Source organism: Dyella agri (genome assembly GCF_044904705.1).
Classification (GTDB): Bacteria; Pseudomonadota; Gammaproteobacteria; order Xanthomonadales; family Rhodanobacteraceae; genus Rhodanobacter_A; species Rhodanobacter_A agri.
Window position 1 is genome coordinate 49,137 of record NZ_JADIKL010000005.1, and the last position, 17,163, is coordinate 66,299.

13 protein-coding genes are annotated in these 17,163 nt (G+C 67.6%); 8 read left to right on the plus strand and 5 right to left on the minus strand.

All coding sequences use genetic code 11. From position 1 onward, the window contains the following. Nucleotides 1–22 precede the first annotated feature (22 nt). Nucleotides 23–1,567 carry a POT-type proton-dependent oligopeptide transporter gene (locus tag ISP14_RS10640; protein ID WP_404539326.1) on the plus strand — a complete coding sequence of 515 codons (1,545 nt, stop codon included), beginning with the start codon at nt 23–25 and terminating at the stop codon, nt 1,565–1,567. Here the strand turns inward: ISP14_RS10640 and ISP14_RS10645 are convergent. Next, nucleotides 1,555–2,325, minus strand: coding sequence for a phosphatase PAP2 family protein (locus ISP14_RS10645; protein ID WP_404539329.1), 771 nt, complete (start codon nt 2,323–2,325; stop codon nt 1,555–1,557). The genes ISP14_RS10640 and ISP14_RS10645 overlap by 13 nt on opposite strands. Before the next feature lie 121 nt (nt 2,326–2,446). Here ISP14_RS10645 and ISP14_RS10650 point away from each other — a divergent pair, with 121 nt between their 5' ends. The 3 genes from ISP14_RS10650 to ISP14_RS10660 all read left to right on the plus strand — a co-directional run bounded on the left by ISP14_RS10650 (nt 2,447) and on the right by ISP14_RS10660 (nt 6,699). Next, on the plus strand, nt 2,447–4,102 hold the full coding sequence (locus tag ISP14_RS10650; protein WP_404539332.1) for a serine hydrolase: 1,656 nt from the start codon (nt 2,447–2,449) through the stop codon (nt 4,100–4,102). A 62-nt stretch (nt 4,103–4,164) separates the two neighbouring features. Beyond that, complete coding sequence (locus ISP14_RS10655) at nt 4,165–5,820, plus strand: alpha/beta hydrolase (protein ID WP_404539335.1); 1,656 nt, start codon at nt 4,165–4,167, stop codon at nt 5,818–5,820. Between the two features lie 360 nt (nt 5,821–6,180). Then, nucleotides 6,181–6,699: a DUF3761 domain-containing protein gene (locus ISP14_RS10660; RefSeq protein ID WP_404539338.1), complete on the plus strand. Its 519-nt coding sequence runs from the start codon at nt 6,181–6,183 to the stop codon at nt 6,697–6,699. A gap of 62 nt (nt 6,700–6,761) precedes the next feature. Here ISP14_RS10660 and ISP14_RS10665 read toward each other — a convergent pair whose 3' ends face one another. From ISP14_RS10665 to ISP14_RS10675, 3 genes are all read right to left on the minus strand, one after another. Next, entirely contained in the window at nt 6,762–7,187 is a 426-nt protein-coding gene (locus ISP14_RS10665; protein ID WP_404539341.1) for a VOC family protein, read from the minus strand. A gap of 77 nt (nt 7,188–7,264) precedes the next feature. Next, on the minus strand, nt 7,265–8,074 hold the full coding sequence (locus ISP14_RS10670) for a helix-turn-helix domain-containing protein (protein ID WP_404539343.1): 810 nt from the start codon (nt 8,072–8,074) through the stop codon (nt 7,265–7,267). Between the two features lie 22 nt (nt 8,075–8,096). Further along, nucleotides 8,097–10,544 carry a DUF3772 domain-containing protein gene (locus ISP14_RS10675; protein ID WP_404539346.1) on the minus strand — a complete coding sequence of 816 codons (2,448 nt, stop codon included), beginning with the start codon at nt 10,542–10,544 and terminating at the stop codon, nt 8,097–8,099. 141 nt (nt 10,545–10,685) lie between these two features. On the opposite strand from ISP14_RS10675, the gene ISP14_RS10680 reads away from it, so the two are divergent. Beyond that, nucleotides 10,686–12,527: an ABC transporter ATP-binding protein gene (locus ISP14_RS10680; protein ID WP_404539866.1), complete on the plus strand. Its 1,842-nt coding sequence runs from the start codon at nt 10,686–10,688 to the stop codon at nt 12,525–12,527. A gap of 186 nt (nt 12,528–12,713) precedes the next feature. On the opposite strand, the gene ald is transcribed toward ISP14_RS10680, so the two are convergent. Then, nucleotides 12,714–13,832 (minus strand): alanine dehydrogenase, encoded by a 1,119-nt coding sequence (gene ald / locus ISP14_RS10685; protein ID WP_404539349.1) that lies wholly within the window; start codon nt 13,830–13,832, stop codon nt 12,714–12,716. 157 nt (nt 13,833–13,989) lie between these two features. Here ald and ISP14_RS10690 point away from each other — a divergent pair, with 157 nt between their 5' ends. The 3 genes from ISP14_RS10690 (at nt 13,990) to ISP14_RS10700 (ending at nt 17,138) form a co-directional block, all read left to right on the plus strand. Next, nucleotides 13,990–14,463: an Lrp/AsnC family transcriptional regulator gene (locus tag ISP14_RS10690; RefSeq protein WP_404539352.1), complete on the plus strand. Its 474-nt coding sequence runs from the start codon at nt 13,990–13,992 to the stop codon at nt 14,461–14,463. A gap of 123 nt (nt 14,464–14,586) precedes the next feature. Further along, nucleotides 14,587–16,596, plus strand: coding sequence for a CocE/NonD family hydrolase (locus ISP14_RS10695; protein WP_404539353.1), 2,010 nt, complete (start codon nt 14,587–14,589; stop codon nt 16,594–16,596). A gap of 116 nt (nt 16,597–16,712) precedes the next feature. After that, complete coding sequence (locus ISP14_RS10700) at nt 16,713–17,138, plus strand: MerR family DNA-binding protein (protein ID WP_404539356.1); 426 nt, start codon at nt 16,713–16,715, stop codon at nt 17,136–17,138. Nucleotides 17,139–17,163: the final 25 nt, after the last annotated feature.

Below are 17,163 nucleotides of genomic sequence, written 5' to 3' on the forward strand. Positions count from 1 at the left end.
CCGTCCCGCCAGGAGTCGAAGCTTGAACATCGCCAGCGATCGTGCGCGGCTGCCGCGGCAGATTCCCTACATCATCGGCAACGAGGGTTGCGAGCGTTTCTCGTTCTATGGGATGCGCAACATCCTCACGCCGTTCCTGATCAGCAGCCTGCTGCTGTACCTGCCCGAGGCCGAGCGTCCCGGTGTGGCGAAGGACGTGTTCCACAGCTTCGTGATCGGCGTGTACTTCTTTCCGCTGCTGGGCGGCTGGCTGGCCGACCGCTTCTTCGGCAAGTACCCGACCGTGCTGTGGATGAGCCTGGTCTATTGCCTGGGCCACGCGTGCCTGGCGATCTTCGAGCACCATCGCGGCGGCTTCTTCTTCGGCCTAGGCCTGATCGCGTTGGGCGCTGGCGGCATCAAACCGCTGGTGGCTTCGTTCGTGGGCGACCAGTTCGACCGCTCGAACAAGCATCTGGCGAAGCTGGTGTTCGACGCGTTCTACTGGGTCATCAATTTCGGCTCGTTCTTCGCCTCGCTGCTGATGCCGATCTTCCTGCGCCAGTTCGGCGCGGCGGTGGCGTTCGGCATTCCCGGCGCGCTGATGTTCGTGGCCACCGTGGTGTTCTGGTCGGGGCGCAAGCAATACGTGCTGCTGCCGCCGGCGCCGCCCGATCCGCATGCGTTCTCGCGGGTGATCCGCACGGCTCTGTTCACGCGAGCGCCGGGACGGGCGCGGCCGGGGTTGTGGATCGCCGGCGCCGGCGTCGTGGCGGCCGGCGCCGCGTTCGCGCTGCTGCCTGCGCTCGGCTTCGTGATCGTCGCCTGCCTCGCCCTGGTGGCGCTGATCGGTGGCGTGGGCGGCGGCGCCTGGCTGCAGCTGGAGCGGGCGCGCGGCGCGCATCCCGACGCGGCGGTGGACGGCGCGCGCAACGTGCTGCGCGTGCTGGTGATCTTCGCGCTCACCACGCCGTTCTTCTCGCTGTTCGACCAGAAGGCATCGACCTGGGTGCTGCAGGGCAACGCCATGGCGATGCCTGCGTGGTTCCAGTCGGCGCAGATGCAGGCACTGAACCCGCTGCTGGTGATGCTGCTGATCCCGTTCAACAACCTGGTGCTGTATCCGATCCTGCGTCGTCGCGGCTGGGAGCCCACCGCACTGCGCAGGATGACCGCGGGCATCGCATTCAGCGGCCTCGCATGGATCGTGGTGGGCACGTTGCAGGTGCTGATGGACGGCGGGGCGCCGTTGTCGATCCTGTGGCAGGTGTTGCCTTACGCGCTGCTCACCATGGGCGAGGTGCTGGTCTCGGCCACCGGCCTGGAGTTTGCCTACAGCCAGGCGCCGGCCTCGATGAAGGGCGTGGTGATGAGCTTCTGGAATCTCACCACCACCGTGGGCAACCTGTGGGTGCTGCTGGCCAACGCGGCAGTGCGCAACGAGGCGGTGACCGGCGCGATCGCCGGCACCGGCCTGGGCCTGGCGGCGTTCCAGATGTTCTTCTTCGCTGCCTTCGCACTGGCCGCCGCGCTGGCCTTCGGCCTGTATGCGCGGCGCTACCGCGAGCAGGACAACTACCGGGCCTGACGCAGCTGCTCAGCCAGCGTGATGCCAATCACCAGCCAGCACGCGCCCAGCGCATAGCCGGCCAGCACGTCGCTGAGGTAGTGCACCTGAAGGATCACGCGGCTGCAGCCGATGATGGTCACCAGCGCCACCGCGGCGGCGACCGCATCGCGATGGCGACGTGGCGACGACCGGTGCAGCAGCAGGTAGGCAAGCAGGCCGAAGAACGCCATCGCGCCGGCGGCATGGCCGCTGGGGAAACTGAAGCCGGCTTCGGCGATGAAGCCGTGGCCGCCTAGCGGCCGCGGCCGGTGCACGAAGCGCTTGATGGCCTGGTCGCTGGCCGCGGTGCCGAGCAGCGCGATGCACCACGGCACGAACAGCCGCCAGCGGCGGCGCAGTGCCAGCACCAGGGCGAACGCACTGGCGGCCAGCACGATCAGCCGGGGATCGCCCAACTGGGTGACCAGGGCGGTGAACTGCAGCGGCCCCGGCGCAAGCTGATCGTGCAGGCCCTGCGCCAGCGCGGTGTCGAAACGTAGCAGGGCGGTTTGCGTCCACACGGCCCAGAACAGCACGCCGAACAGTGCAGCGAGCAGTGCCAGCAGGATGGCGGCCGTACCTGGGCGCAGCGCGAGATAGCCCCCCTTGCCGGTCGCGGCCAACCGGCGGCGGCGCGCGTGGCGCCAGACGGCATCGCCGGTGAGCAAGGCCAGGATCAGCACCGCGGCCCACAACGCCAGGGCATGCTGGCTGATCCAGAGGGGAAGGGCATCCATCGAGGCTCCGGAGGCGTTCGGGGAACGCCGAAGCTTGCCGGATGGCGGCCGTGACTTCCAGCGCTGGTCCCGTCGCGGTTTTGCCGCGATAGTGGCGCGGTTCATGCCTGCGGAGCCCGCGATGTACCGACACCCTCTTTCCCTGCGCCTGGCCGTGTGCGGCGCGCTGTTCGCCTTCGCCACCGCATCGGCCGCCCAGACCGCACCGGCGCCGGCTGCATCGACGGCCACCGCGGCGGCGGCCGCGCAACCGGCCTTGCCGGCCCAGCTGCAGGATTTCGATGCCTACATGGCCGACACCTTGAAGACCTTCAAGGTGCCCGGCATCGCGGTGGCCATCGTCAAGGACGGCAAGGTGGTGATGGCCAAGGGCTTCGGCGTGCGCGAGCTCGGCCAGCCGACGAAGGTGGATGCAGACACACTGTTCGCGATCGCCTCCAACACCAAGGCGTTCACCGCCGCGGCATTGCAGATGCTGGCCGACCAGGGCAAGCTGGACATGGATGGCCGGGTGATCGACTACCTGCCGGGGTTCCGCATGTCGGACCCCTATGTGACGCACGAGATGCGCATCCGCGACCTGCTGGCGCACCGCAGTGGCCTCAGCCTCGGCGCGGGCGACCTGCTGTACTGGCCGCCGACCAGCTACACCACCGAGGACGTGGTGAAGCGCCTCGCCGACGTGCCGATCAAGAACAGCTTCCGCGGCCACTACGCCTACGACAACATCTTGTTCGCGGTGGCGACCCTGGTGATCGAGAAGGTCTCCGGCCAGCGCTATGCGGATTTCATCCGCCAGCACATCTTCCAGCCGGTAGGCATGGACGAATCGCTGGTGGACATGACCTACCTCAAGCCCGGCATGGACGCGGCCACCGGCCACGCGCCGTACAACTTCAAGGACGTGAAGCCGGTGCCGCCGATGGCCTGGCTCAACGACCCCGGCGCGGGCGGCATCTACGCCAGCGTCAGCGATCTCGCCAAGTGGATGAACGTGCAGCTCGCCGGTGGCCAGCTGCCGGACGGCAAGCAGCTGTTCACCGAGAAGAGCCATCGCGAGATGTGGTCGATGCTGACGCCGATCCCGGTCGGCAAGCCGCCGATTCCCGAACTGGCGCCGCTGGTGCCGCAGTTCTCCGGCTACGGCGAGGGCTGGTTCCTCAGCGACTACATGGGCAGCAAGCTGGTGTGGCACACCGGTGGCTGGCCGGGTTTCGTCTCGCGCCTCACCCTGGTGCCGCAACAGCACCTCGGCGTGGTGGTGCTCACCAACCAGGAATCCGGCGCCGCGTTCAACGCGGTGACCTACCGCGTGCTCGACGCCTACTTGAATGCCGAGCACAAGACCGACTGGGTGGCGGTGTACGACAAGGCGGTGAAGAAAGGCGAGGCCAAGGCCGACGACAGCTGGGCCAAGCACGAGGCCACGCGCAACAAGAACGCCAAGCCTTCGCTGCCGCTTTCCGGCTACGCCGGCGCCTACCGCGATCCGTGGTATGGCGACATCCTCGTCAGCGACGAGGGCGGCAAGCTGCGCCTGCGTTTCAGCAAGACCAGGCAGCTGGTCGGCACGATGACGCCGTGGCAGCACGACACCTTCATCGTGCGCTGGGACGATCGCTCGCTGAATGCCGACGCCTTCGTCAACTTTGCGCTGGACGACGACGGCCACGTGCGCGAGATGCGCATGCAGCCGATCTCGCCGATGACCGATTTCAGCTTTGACTTCCAGGACCTGCGACCGGTGCCGGTGAAAGCTGGCGCGGAGTCGGATTGACAGCTTGACCCTCTCCCGCAAGCGCGGGAGGGGAGATAAACAGCCAACCCAAGGGGATCACCATGCGTTCAAGTCGTCCCGTCGTTGCCACGCTGCTCGGCTGCGGCCTGCTGTTTTCCGCCACTACGTTCGCGCGCGACACCGCGCCGGCCGTACCGGCGCATCGCTTCTTCCACGTGCAACTGGGCAGCACGCAGACGGAGCCGGTGTCCGGCCGCCTGCTGTTGTTCGCGATCGGTGCGAAGGATGCCGAGGCCGCGGCGAAGGAACAAGGCGGCGCCGGCAAGGTAGAGGAGGTGGACACCAGTCCGTTCTTTCCCACCCAGACCGCGGTAGCGGCACGCGAGGTGGGCCGGCTGGCGCCGGGGCAGACGATCGACATTGACGCCGACCACACTGCATTCCCGCAGGGCTGGTCGCAGTTGGCGCCGGGCGACTACTACGTGCAGGCCGTGCTGGACGTGCACCACGACTACAACTACCACGGCCGCGACGGCGGCGACCTGGCAAGCAAGGTGGTGAAGCTGCATCTGCCGATGGCCGCCACGCCTGACCTGACGCTCACGGATACGCTGCCGGAGCGCAAGGCATGGGATATCCCGAAGCGCTACATGAGCGAGGCCTCGCTCAAGCACATGGACGAGGCGCGCCAGCATACGCAGTCCCTCGACTTCGTTAGCCCCGTGCTGAGCACGTTCTGGGGCCGGCCCATCCACATGCGCGGCTGGGTGATGCTGCCGCCGGGCTACGACCCCAAGGCCGCTGCGACCTATCCCACGGTGTACTTCACGCACGGCTACGGCGGCGACGCGAACAGCCTGTCCGGCACCGCCGCGATGGTCTACGGCGCCACGGCGGAGAAGCAGATGCCGCCGATGATCTGGGTGTTCCTCGACGAATCCAGCCCCACCGGCACGCACGAGTTCGCCGACTCGGTGAACAACGGGCCGTGGGGCGTAGCGCTCACTACCGAGCTGATCCCGCAGTTGGAGAAGACCTACCGCATGGACGCGAAGCCCAGCGGCCGCTTCCTGCAAGGCCATTCCTCGGGCGGCTGGGCCACGCTGTGGCTGCAGACGCGCTACCCGAAGGTCTTCGGCGGCACCTGGTCCACCTCGCCTGATCCCAGCGATTTCCACGACTTCACCGGCGTGGACCTGTACGCACCGCACGCCAATGTCTACCGCAAGTCGGACGGCACGCCGTACCCGCTTGTGCGCGACCACGGCAAGGTGCTGGCGACCTTCGAGCAGTTCGCACGGCTGGAGCGCGTGCTCGGCGCCTACGGCGGCCAGATGGGCTCGTTCGAGTGGGTATTCTCGCCCAAGGGCAAGGATGGTCGCCCGCAGCCGATGTTCGACCGCGACACCGGCGACGTTGACCCCGCCGTGATGGCGTACTGGCACGACCATTACGACATCGCCCACCGCCTCGCACAGCACTGGCCTGAGCTGAAGCCCGACCTCGACGGCAAGATCCATCTGTACGTGGGCACCGCCGACACCTTCTACCTCGACGGGGCCGCGCACAAGCTCAAGGCGCTGCTGGACGGCTTGCACGCAAAGTCCGACATCCGCTTCATCCCGGACCGCACGCACTTCGATCTGTACGGCATCGGCAAGGATCGCCAAGGCCTGCTGAAGGACATCAGCTGGCAGATGTACACCGTGGCGCGGCCGCATTCGGCACTGAAGCCGGCGGCTGCCGCGGCGCCCTGACCGGTGGTGGGCGTGGTGCTGGCCGGAGCCTGTGCCACGCCCGCCCGCGGTGGCCTTGCACACCGACATCTACTTTCCGGTGGCCGAAGCGGTGGCGCAGTAAGCCCCCCGCCTTGCGGTTGTAACGGACGTGGCCCGCACATGAACGGCGCGCGCACCGTCGCATTGCACTCACACCGTTTTGCGGCATAGTCGCGCCGCAAGCGCAGGGGATATCGGCGCTTGGGCTGCCATGGCGCATGGTCCGGCTCCGCCCGAGGCGGACGCGGACCGGGCGTATGGTGCGGCGGTACGGGGCTTTGCAGCGAATGGGCGCCGGTCGTCGCGACAACCAACATCGTGTAGGGAGGGAGTCTGAAGATGAAAGCGTCCATCGTGTTCGCCTTGGCGTTCGGCTGTCTGCTGGCCATTCCGGCTGCGCAGGCACAGCAGTCCGCCGCGCCCACCGGTTCCACCGGCCAGTGCAAGGACGGCAGCTACACCAGCAACGCCACCAAGCGCGGCTCCTGCAAGGGCCACAAGGGCGTGAAGGAGTGGTACGCCGCCGACAGCGCGTCGGCCGCGGCATCGGCGAAGTCGCCGAAGGCGGCAGCTGCCGCGGCAGCGGCTGCGCCTGCCGCCGCCGCGCCTGCGGCAGCCGCTGCAGCAGCGGCGGCTCCGGCGGCTGCGCCGAAGAAGGCGATGGCGGCAGCCAAGCCGGCGGCCGCCGCGGCGCCGGGCGGTGGCCCCGGCATGGTCTGGGTCAACGCCAGCAGCAAGGTCTACCACTGCCAGGGCGACAAGTGGTACGGCAAGACCAAGCACGGCGAGTACATGAGCGAAGCCGACGCCAAGGCCAAGGGCAACCATCCTGACCATGGCAAGGCCTGCGGTTCCTGACCCGCATCAACCGTAGAACGACGAAGGCCGGCGCAAGCCGGCCTTCGTTTGTGCGGGTCAGTTCATGCCGGTTGCCAAGGGTCGTAGCTGCCGAACCACCACAGGTGGCCTTCGGGGTCGCGGCAGCTGTAGCCGGCGCCGCCGTAGTCCTTCTCCTGGTAGGCGTCCACGATCTCGGCGCCGGTGGCCCTGGCATGGTCGTAGTGGGCCTTGCAGTCGGCGACTACCACGCAGGTGCACTGGGTTTCGCGTCCGCCGATCTCGTCGGGCTGGGCCATACGCCGGCCGAACGCATCGTCGCGCACGCTGCCCAGCATCAGCATGCCGTGGCCGTACGTGAGCTGGGCATGCGCTACGCCGCCGGCATCGTCGTCGTACACCGCATGCCGCTCGAAACCGAACGCGCGACACAGCCAGTCGATCATGGCGTGGGCGTCGCGGTAGCGCAGGCTGGGGATCAAGGTGCTGCCGTGGGTCGGGTTCGGCATGGCTGGCTCCATGGTGGCTGGAGTGGGCAGCCTACGTCGTGCCGCGGCAGGCGGTCTTGTAGATTTTTTCGCCCGGTTCAGTCCAGCGGAAGATGGTTGGGATACGGTCCGCGCATGGCCATGAAGGCGGCCGGCGTGAGCCCCGCGAAGGCGCGGAACTCGTGGGTCAGGTGTGCCTGGTCGCAATAGCCGCCGTCGGCGGCGATCGCGCTCCAGTGCAGCTCGGTCAGCGAGTGCACCTGCGCCACCACGGCGCGGAAGCGCAGCAGCCTGGCGAACTGTTTCGGCGTCATGCCCACCTGCTGGCGGAAGCGCGTGCCGAAGCGGTGCGCCGACCAGCCGCTGTCCCGCTGCAACGCGCCGATGCGTGCCAGTTGCGGTGCGCGGCTCAGGGCGGCGACGGCGTGGGCAATCACCGGATCGGGCGCGGGTTCGGCACGCAGGCCGTGCAGCCAGCCTTCCAGCAGCGCCAGCCGGTGCAGCGGTTCGGGTGTTTCCAGCAGGCGCTGGCGCAGACGGCGCGCGGACGCGCCGAATAGAGCGTCAAGGTCTACGTCGCGCCGGCCCAGCTCGTCGATGTCGATGCCGACCAGGGCGTGCGCACCGCCGGGGCGGAAGCCTAGGCCCATCACGCGGATCTGCTCGGCCGTGTCGATGATCCAGCTATGCCGGTACGGCCCGCCGATGACGCTGCCAGAGGCACGCTCGCAGCGGCCGTCGTCGTGCCACACGCGGGTCTCGTCCTCGTGCAGGTTGATGATCAGCGCGGTGCCCGGCACCGGCAGGATGCGCTCGCGGCCGAGCGCGGCGGGCGGCATGTCCCAATCCCAGATCGTCTCGATCAGGGCATCCAGCGGTGGCGCGGGGACGATGCTGTGCCAGCCCATCGGTCTGCTCCGCGCGTCGCCGTCACGACGCCTGGAACGGCGCGGCGGGACTGTCTTCGCCCAGCGGCCCCAGCGTGCGTACCACCATGCTCTGCGGCGTGGACAGCGGCAGCTGCGACTCGCGCAAGCGTTGCAGGATGTCGAACAAGATGTCGCTCTTCACAGCGGTCACGTCGCGCGGGCTGCGCACGTAAGAGGTGATGCTGAAGGTCATCGAGCTGGCGTTGATGTTGTCCAGCCGCACCACCGGCGACGGGGTGGACAGCGTAGCCGGATGCGTCTTCAGCGCCTCGAGCATCAGCTGGCGGGCGCGCGCCGCGTCGGTGTCCAGCGGCATCGGCAGCATGATGCGCACGCGGCCTTGCGCGCTGGCGTGGGTCACGTTGCGCACGGTCTGGGAGATCAGCTGCGAGTTCGGCACGATCAGGGTGGAACGGTCCCACAGCTGGATTTCGGTGGCGCGCACGTTGATGCGGCGGATATCGCCTTCCACGTCGCTGGACAGGCTGACCCAGTCGCCGACTTTCACCGGCCGCTCCACCAGCAGGATCAGGCCGCAGAAGAAATTGGACACGATCTGCTGCAGGCCGAAGCCGATGCCTACCGACAGCGCGCTGGCGATCCACGCGATGCTCTGCAGGCTCACGTTGAGCGCGGCCAGCGCCAGCGCGAACACCAGTACACCACCCAGATAGCCGAGCAAGGTGACGATGGAGTCGCGCATGCCCGGGTCCATCGCGGTCTTGGGCAACAGCTGTTCGCCCAGCCAGCGCTTGAGCATGCGCAGCGCCATCAGGCCAAGCACGAACACGCCGATCGCACCGAGCACGGTGCCGGGCTCGATGTGCAGCTGGCCCAGCTGGAGTCCGCCGAACAGCTGCATTGCGCGTTGCGCCAGTTCCGTCGGGCCGGCATCGAACGGCGCCAGCACCAGCGCCAGCGCGGCCAGCGCCAGCAGGACCCGGGTGATGCCGGTGAGCACGGTGGCCGCCTGCTCCAGCGTGTCGGGAGCGAGATCGAAGCCGGCCTGCAAGTGCGCGCCGCCGCGCCCCTGCGGCGACAGCAGTGTCTCGAACAGATCGCGCGCCAGCTGCATCAGCAGGTACAGGCTGGCGGCCACCAGGCCCGTCCACAGCATCTGCACGGCCACGAAGAAGCCCAGCGCGATGTAGCCGAACAGTACCGCCAGCCAGCACACCACCACGCCCAGCGTGGCGGCGAAGCTCAGCAGGCCTACCCACAGCGGCCGGCGTGCCTTGTTGCCGTCGGCCGCATCGGCGTCGCGTCGCGCACGGCGCAGGCGCAGCAGCATCGAGCCGACCAGGCCACTGATCAGCAAGGCCAGCAACGCATGCAGCAGCACCGTGGCCGGCAGGCTGGCGCCGACGTTGCGGATGACACGCTCGGTGAGGCCCGTCAGCAGCGCCGCACCGCCCAGCAACCACGGGTGGCGCCGCAGCCGTTGTGCCGCGATGTCTGACAGCGGCAGCAGTCGCCACGAAGCGCGCTTCGCCGACAGCAGGGCGCTGCCCAGCCCGGCCATCAAGGTGGAGAAGATCACGACGCGCATGGCCGACGTGGCCAGTGCGTCGAGGTCGGCGCCCAGCGTGTCGTTCCAGTTCAGGCCCAGGTGCACCAGCTTTGCGCCCAGGCCGATCACCAGCGTGGTGGACAAGGCCATTACCGCCGCCATCGCACTGCGGCGCAGATGGCCGTCCGGCAGCCAGCGCGTGGCGGTGAATTGCCAAAGTCGATGCAGCGCCTGGCGGCCGCCGGCGATCAGCAGCACGGCAAGGGCCAGGCACAGCAGCAGCGGCAGCCGGTTCGGCGGTTGCCAGGCATCGCCCCAGCCCTCGGCCCATTCCCCGGCGAAGCGTTGCATGCGCGCCATGTCGCTGGGCAGCGCGCGCACCTGGTCGGCCCAGAAGGCGTGGCCGAGCGGCGTATCGGTGCGCTCCGCCAACCGCGCCTGGAACTGGTCGCTGCGCAGGCCGCTGATCTGGGTCACCACTTGCGTGGCGTCCAGGTTCAAGGACTTCGCCTGCACGATCTGCGCGTTGAGATTGGCCTGCGACTTGTCCAGCTGGCGACGCTGCGCGGTGACTTCAGGCGCCTCGGCCGGGGCGCCCTTGGCCGGCGGCGGCCCCAGCACCGTGATCTGCGCCTGCAGGGCGGCCATCTGCGGTGCCAGGCTGTCGGCCAGCTGGCCTGCCTGGCTCTGCACCTGTATCGCGCTGGTGCGCAGGTCGGCCAGCGGGGGCGTGCCGGGCTTGCCCGCCTGGGCGTTTTTCAGTGCAGCCTTCACCGTGTCGAGCTGGTCGCTCAACTGCTGCAGCGCCTGCGCCGGCGTGGCAGTGGAGGCGGTGGTATCCGCATCGGCACGCGCCCAGGCGGGGGCTGTGCCGAAAGCCAGCACCAGGGCTAGCAGGAGGGTCGGGAACGCCGACAGGCGACGGAGCAGGGTAGGCATCCCGGCATGATCCGAGCCGGGCGGTGGGCGGTCAATCGGTGGCGGCGACCGGGCGTGGCTGGCGTTCAGGCCGGCGTCCCCTTGCGAACATGCTTCCGCGCACCCACGCTAGGAACTCACCCGCTTCGTGCGCCCCCCATGATCTTCCGCTGGTTCGAATCCCTGATCGACGCGTTCAAGGAGCCGGTCGACGGCATGCCGCCGCAATCGGTGTGGCGCTTCTACGCGTTCTACCTGCGCCAGGTGTGGCCGGTGTTCGCGGCGGCCATCGTGGTCGGTTTCATGGTGGCGGTCGTCGAGGTATCGCTGTTCGGCTTCATCGGCCGCATCGTGGACATGGCGAAAGGCTTGCCTGCCGCGGACTTCTTCCACCAGCACGGACGCGAGCTGCTGGGCATGGCGCTGGTGGCGCTGGTGGCGCGGCCGGTGTTCAACAGCTTGCACGACTTGCTGGTGAACCAGGCCATCGTGCCCAGCCTCACCAACCGCATCCGCTGGCAGAACCACCGCTACGTGATCCGCCAGAGCCTGGGCTTTTTCCAGAACGACTACGCCGGGCGCATCGCCAACCGCATCATGCAAACCGGCGGCTCGCTACGCGAGTCGGCGGTGCAGATCGTGGACGCGATCTGGTACGTGCTGATCTACACCGGAAGCGCGATCGCGCTGTTCGCCCACGCGGACGTGTGGCTGGCCGTGCCGCTGGTGGTCTGGGTGTTCGCCTATGTGGGCTTGCTGGCGTACTTCATTCCGCGCATCAAGCAGCGTTCGTGGAAAGCCTCGGAGGCGCGCTCGAAATTGATGGGCCGCATCGTCGACGGCTACAGCAACGTGCTCACGCTGAAGCTGTTCGCGCACACCCACCGCGAGGAGGCCTGCGTGGCCGAGGCGATGGGCGAGCAGACCGACAAGCTGCGCCGGATGACCCGGCTCACCACCGGGATGGACGCCAGCATCACCACACTCAACGGCTTCCTGATCGCCGGCACCACGGCGCTGGCGCTGTGGCTGTGGAACCAGGGCCACGTCACCGTGGGCGCCATCGCGCTTTCGACCGGCCTGGTGATCCGCATCAACAACATGTCCGGCTGGATCATGTGGGTGGTCAACGGCATCTTCGAGAACGTCGGCACCGTGCAGGACGGCATCACCACCATCGCACAGCCGCGCGCGGTGCAGGACCGCGAAGGCGCGATGCCGCTGGAAGTGACCAACGGTGCGGTGCATTTCCACGACGTCCACTTCCATTACGGCAAGAAGGGCGGGGTGATCGCAGGCCTGGAGCTGGCCGTGCGCGCGGGCGAGAAGATCGGCCTGGTCGGGCCGTCCGGCGCGGGCAAGTCGACCCTGGTGAACGTGCTGCTGCGCCTGTACGACCTGGAAGACGGGCAGATCACCATCGACGGCCAGGACGTGGCGCAGGTGACGCAGGAAAGCCTGCGTTCGCAGATCGGCGTGGTGACGCAGGACACATCGCTGTTGCATCGCTCGATCCGCGACAACATCTTGTACGGTCGGCCGGACGCCAGCGAGGCGCAGGTTGCCGAGGCCGTGCGCAAGGCGCGTGCGGACGAGTTCATTCCCACGCTGCTGGATGGCGAAGGCCGCACCGGCTACGACGCACTGGTCGGCGAACGCGGCGTGAAGCTCAGCGGCGGCCAGCGCCAGCGCATCGCGATCGCCCGCGTGCTGCTCAAGGACGCGCCCATCCTGGTGTTGGACGAGGCCACCAGCGCGCTGGATTCCGAGGCCGAGGCGGCGATCCAGGAAAGCCTGGACCTGTTGATGCAGGGCAAGACGGTGATCGCCATCGCGCATCGCCTGTCCACCATCGCGCGCATGGACCGCCTGGTGGTGCTGGACAAGGGCCGCATCGTGGAAACCGGCACGCATGCCGAGCTGGTCGCCCGCGACGGTTTGTATGCGCGGCTGTGGAAGCGGCAGACCGGCGGCTTCGTGGCAGTGGAGGACGAGTCGGCCTGAAACAGGAAAGCCGGATGCTTGCGCATCCGGCCCTGGTGCCCGACCGCTTCGAAAATGCTGTTTTGCAATTCCCTCTCCCGCTTGCGGGAGAGGGTGCCCGAAGGGCGGGAGAGGGAGCGGGCGAAGCGAAAGCCGGCCCTCTCCCCAACCCCTCTCCCGCAAGCGGGAGAGGGGCTTTCGGCGGCCTTACATCCCGATCGCGGTTTCCGCCTTCACGTACGGCAGGCCATGCGCTTCGGCCACCGGCTCACAGGTCACCTTGCCTTCGCACACGTTCAGGCCGTTGCGCAGGTGCACGTCTTGCGCCAGCGCCTTCTTCCAGCCGTTGTTGGCCAGCGACAGCGCGAACGGCAAGGTCACGTTGTTGAGCGCGAAGGTGGAGGTGCGCGCCACGGCGCCCGGCATGTTGGCCACGCAGTAGTGCACCACGTCGTCGACGACGTAGGTCGGGTCGGCGTGGGTGGTGGCGTGCGAGGTTTCCACGCAGCCGCCCTGGTCGATCGCGACGTCGACGATCACCGAGCCCGGCTTCATGGTCTTCAGCATGTCGCGGGTGACCAGCTTCGGCGCGGCCGCGCCGGGGATCAACACGGTGCCGATCAGCAGGTCGGCGCGACGCACCAATTCCTCGATCGCCGAGCGGGTGGAGAACACGGTGGAGATCGCGGTGCCGAACTGGGCCGAGAGGCGCTTCAGCGCGTCGGCGGAACGGTCCACCACGGTGACCTTGGCGCCCATGCCCACGGCGATGGTCGCCGCGTGCGTGCCCGACACGCCGCCGCCGAGGATCACCACTTCCGCCGCCGGCACGCCGGGCACGCCGCCCAGCAGCACGCCGCGGCCACCCTGGGCCTTCTCCAGCGAGTGCGCACCCACCTGCGGAGCCAGACGGCCGGCGACCTCGGACATCGGGGTCAGCAGCGGCAGCGTGCCATTCGGCGCGGTCACCGTTTCGTAGGCGACGCAGATCGCGCCGGAGTCGATCAGATCCTTGGTCTGCTCCAGGTCCGGAGCCAGGTGCAGATAGGTGAACAGGATCTGGCCCTTGCGGAGCTTCTTGCGCTCCACCGCCAGCGGCTCCTTCACCTTCACGATCATGTCGGCCTCGGCGAAGACCTGGTCGGCGTCCGGGGCGATGGTGGCGCCCGCCGCGACGTAGTCGGCGTCGTTGATGCCAGCGCCCAGACCGGCGCCGGCCTGCACCAGCACCTGGTGGCCGTGGTGCACCAGCTCCTGCACGGACGACGGGACGAGGCCCACGCGGTATTCGTGGTTCTTGATTTCTTTCGGCACACCGATGCGCATGGCGGGATCTCTCTGGGCGAATGGAAGGCGGACCGGCGGCACGCACCGGCGGTGCAGCAGTATGAGCGCAGTGTTGAGCAATTTCTCGCTTATTTTTCGAGGTTGCCGCAGAATGTGTGGAACTTAATAAGTAGAAATGACGAATAATTGGAATTTCATGTCAACTTCTGATCCGGCCCTCGACGAGCGCGATCGCGCCATCCTCCAACTGCTGCAGCAGGACGGGCGCCTGACCAACCTGGAGCTGGCGCAGCAGATCAATCTGTCGCCCTCGGCCTGCCTGCGCCGGGTGAAGCTGCTGGAGGAGCGCGGGCTGATCTCGCGCTACGTGATGCTGCTCGACGAAAAGGCCGTGGGCCTGCCGGGCACGGCCTTCGTGCTGGTGACGCTCGACCAGCAGGGGCGCGCCGCGCTGGACGCGTTCGAGACGGCGATCCAGCGCCACCCGGAAGTCACCGAGTGCTGCCTGCTCGCCGGCACCGCCGACTACATGGTGCGGGTGGCCTATGCCGACTCCGCGGATTTCGAGCGCATCCACACCGACATCCTTACCCAGCTGCCCGGCGTGGTGCGCGTGCAATCCACGCTCGCGCTGCGCACGGTGAAGAAGACCACGGCGCTGCCGGTGTAAGCCGGTCGTGGTTGGTTCGATGCGCAGCCGGATGTGCCATCGGACCAACCCTATGCCCTTAGTCATGTTCCCTGAGCCTCCTGGCTGCCCGACACTCGGGGAACACTCGTAGGGGATTCAAGCATGCGACTCAAACCGCTGGCTTCCGCCTTCGCCTGTGCGTGGGCTTCGTTCGGGCTGTCGCTGCCCGTGGCCGCCCCGGCCGCCGCGCAACAGCGACCCGACTCGCAAGCGCAGCTGATCGCCAAGCGCAACGCGATCGAGAACGAGCTCGAGCAGGTCGCGGTCGTCGACCGCAAGGTGATGGTGAAGATGCGCGATGGCAAACTGATGGCCGCCGACATCTATCGCCCGAAGGGCGCGGGCAAGGTGCCGATCATCTTTTCGCGCACGCCGTACAACTTCAACTTCTGGGACGTGAAGCTCGGCGCGCCGCGCGACATGACGCGCGAGCTCGAAGCGGTCAAGCACGGCTACGCCTACGTGGAGATGCAGGAGCGCGGCCACTTCTTCTCCGAAGGCAACTACGACATTCTCGGCATGCCGCTGAGCGATGGCAGCGACGAACTCAAGTGGATGTCCTCGCAGCCATGGTCCAACGGCAAGGTCGGCACCACCGGCTGCTCGTCGACCGCCGAATGGCAGCTCGCCGTAGTGGCGCAAAACGACCCGGCGCTAGCCACGTTCAACGTGCAGGGTTTCGGTGCCGGCGTCGGCAAGGTCGGCCCGTACTACGAACAAGGCAACTGGTATCGCGGCGGTGCGGTGCAGATGCTGTTTATTTCCTGGATCTACGACTACGGCATCCAGAACCAGACGCGACCGCTGTTCCCGCACAGTACCTCGCAGGCGGACCTGGTCAACGCATCGCACTTCTACGATCTCGCCCCGCAGATGCCGCCGGTCGACTGGGACAAGGCGTTCTGGCACCTGCCCGAGAAGGACATGATCAAGGCCGTGGGCGGGGCGCCGGGCATCTTCGAGACGCACATGCCGGTGGCCACCGGTGGCGACATGATTGCGCGCGCGCCCAACGATCCCGCCTGGTACAAGGGCGGCCTGTGGAACGAAAAGCTCAAGGTCAGCAAGCCGGGCCTGTGGTTCATGAGCTGGTTCGACGTTTCCGTGTCGCCCAATCTCGCCGCCTACAACGAAGTGCGCCGCGCCGCGCCGAAAGCCGTCGCCGACCAGCAATACGCGATCATCGCGCCGGTACTGCATTGCGCGTATGCCCGCGCCAGCGAGCACACCATGATCGGCGACCTCGACGTGGGCGATGCGCGTTTCAATTACAACGATCTCGTCTACGGCTGGTTCGACCACTATCTCAAGGGCGAAGACAGCGCCGTCCTGGCCAAGCAGCCCAAGGTCATGTACTACGTGATGGGCGCGAACCGCTGGGAGAAGGCGGACACCTGGCCGCCGGCCGGGGCCACCACGCAGGACCTCTACTTCACCAGCGAGGGCGAGGCCAACACGCTCTACGGCAACGGCAAGCTGGTCGACGCGGCGCCCGCCGCGGACCATCCCGACAAGTTCGTCTACGACCCGGAAAATCCCGTGCCCACCTTTGGCGGCGGCGGTTGCTGCCAGGGCTCGGCGGTGAAATTCGGTTCCTACGACCAGCGCCCGCAGGAAACCCGCAACGACATCCTGGTCTACGACTCCAAGCCGTTCGAGCAGGGCACCGAAGTCAGCGGACCGATCACGGTGACGCTGTATGTTTCCTCCAGCGCGAAAGACACCGACTTCACCTTCAAGGTGATCGACGTCTACCCTGATGGCCGCGCCTTCAACATCACCGAAAACATCCAGCGCATGCGTTACCGCAACGGCTACGACAAGCCGCTGGCGTGGATGTCGCCCGGCCAGACATACAAGGTCACCTTCCAGCCGATCGACACCAGCTACTACTTCAAGCCGGGTCACAAGCTGCGCGTGGATGTGTCCAGCAGCAACTTCCCGCGCTTCGACCGCAACCTCAACACCGGCGGCAACAACTACGACGAAGCCAAGGGCGTGATTGCCCGCAACGTGATCCATCACGACGGCGAGCATCCGTCCAAGATCACGATTACGGTGGTACCGAACGCCGAGCTGGTTGGGGGTGCGGCAACCGGCAAGGGCGGATGAGGTGACTGGCCAGCCGGGGTCCGGGGTTGCGCAGCGACGTAGGTGACGGCTGCAGACATCGTGGCGCTCGAAAGGGGCTTGACTCTAGACCTTGATCAAAGGTCTAGACTTGCCCCATGAACACCCAAACCAGCTCCCTGACCATCGGTGCCGTCGCCAAGCGCGTCGGCGTGGCTATCGACACCATCCGCTACTACGAACGCGAAGGCTTGCTGCCCGAGCCGCTGCGGCGGGCTTCCGGCTATCGCAGCTACGACGAGAGCACGGTCACGCAGCTGCGCTTCATCCGCCGCGCCAAGGACCTGGGTTTCACGCTGGAGGAAATCCGCGAACTGCTGGCGCTGTCGGCGGATCGCCAGCGCGGGGTGAAGGCGGTGAAGCAGCGCGCCGAGCAGCGGCTGGCGGCGATCGAGCAACGCATCGCCGAACTGCAGCGGGTGCGCGACGGGCTGGCGCAGCTGGTGGCTTCGTGCCCTGGCCACGGCAAACCGGAGGAGTGCCCGATTCTGCGTGCGCTGAGCGACGCGGAGATGCACTCGTGAGCGGCCAGGATAGTTGCTGCGCCGC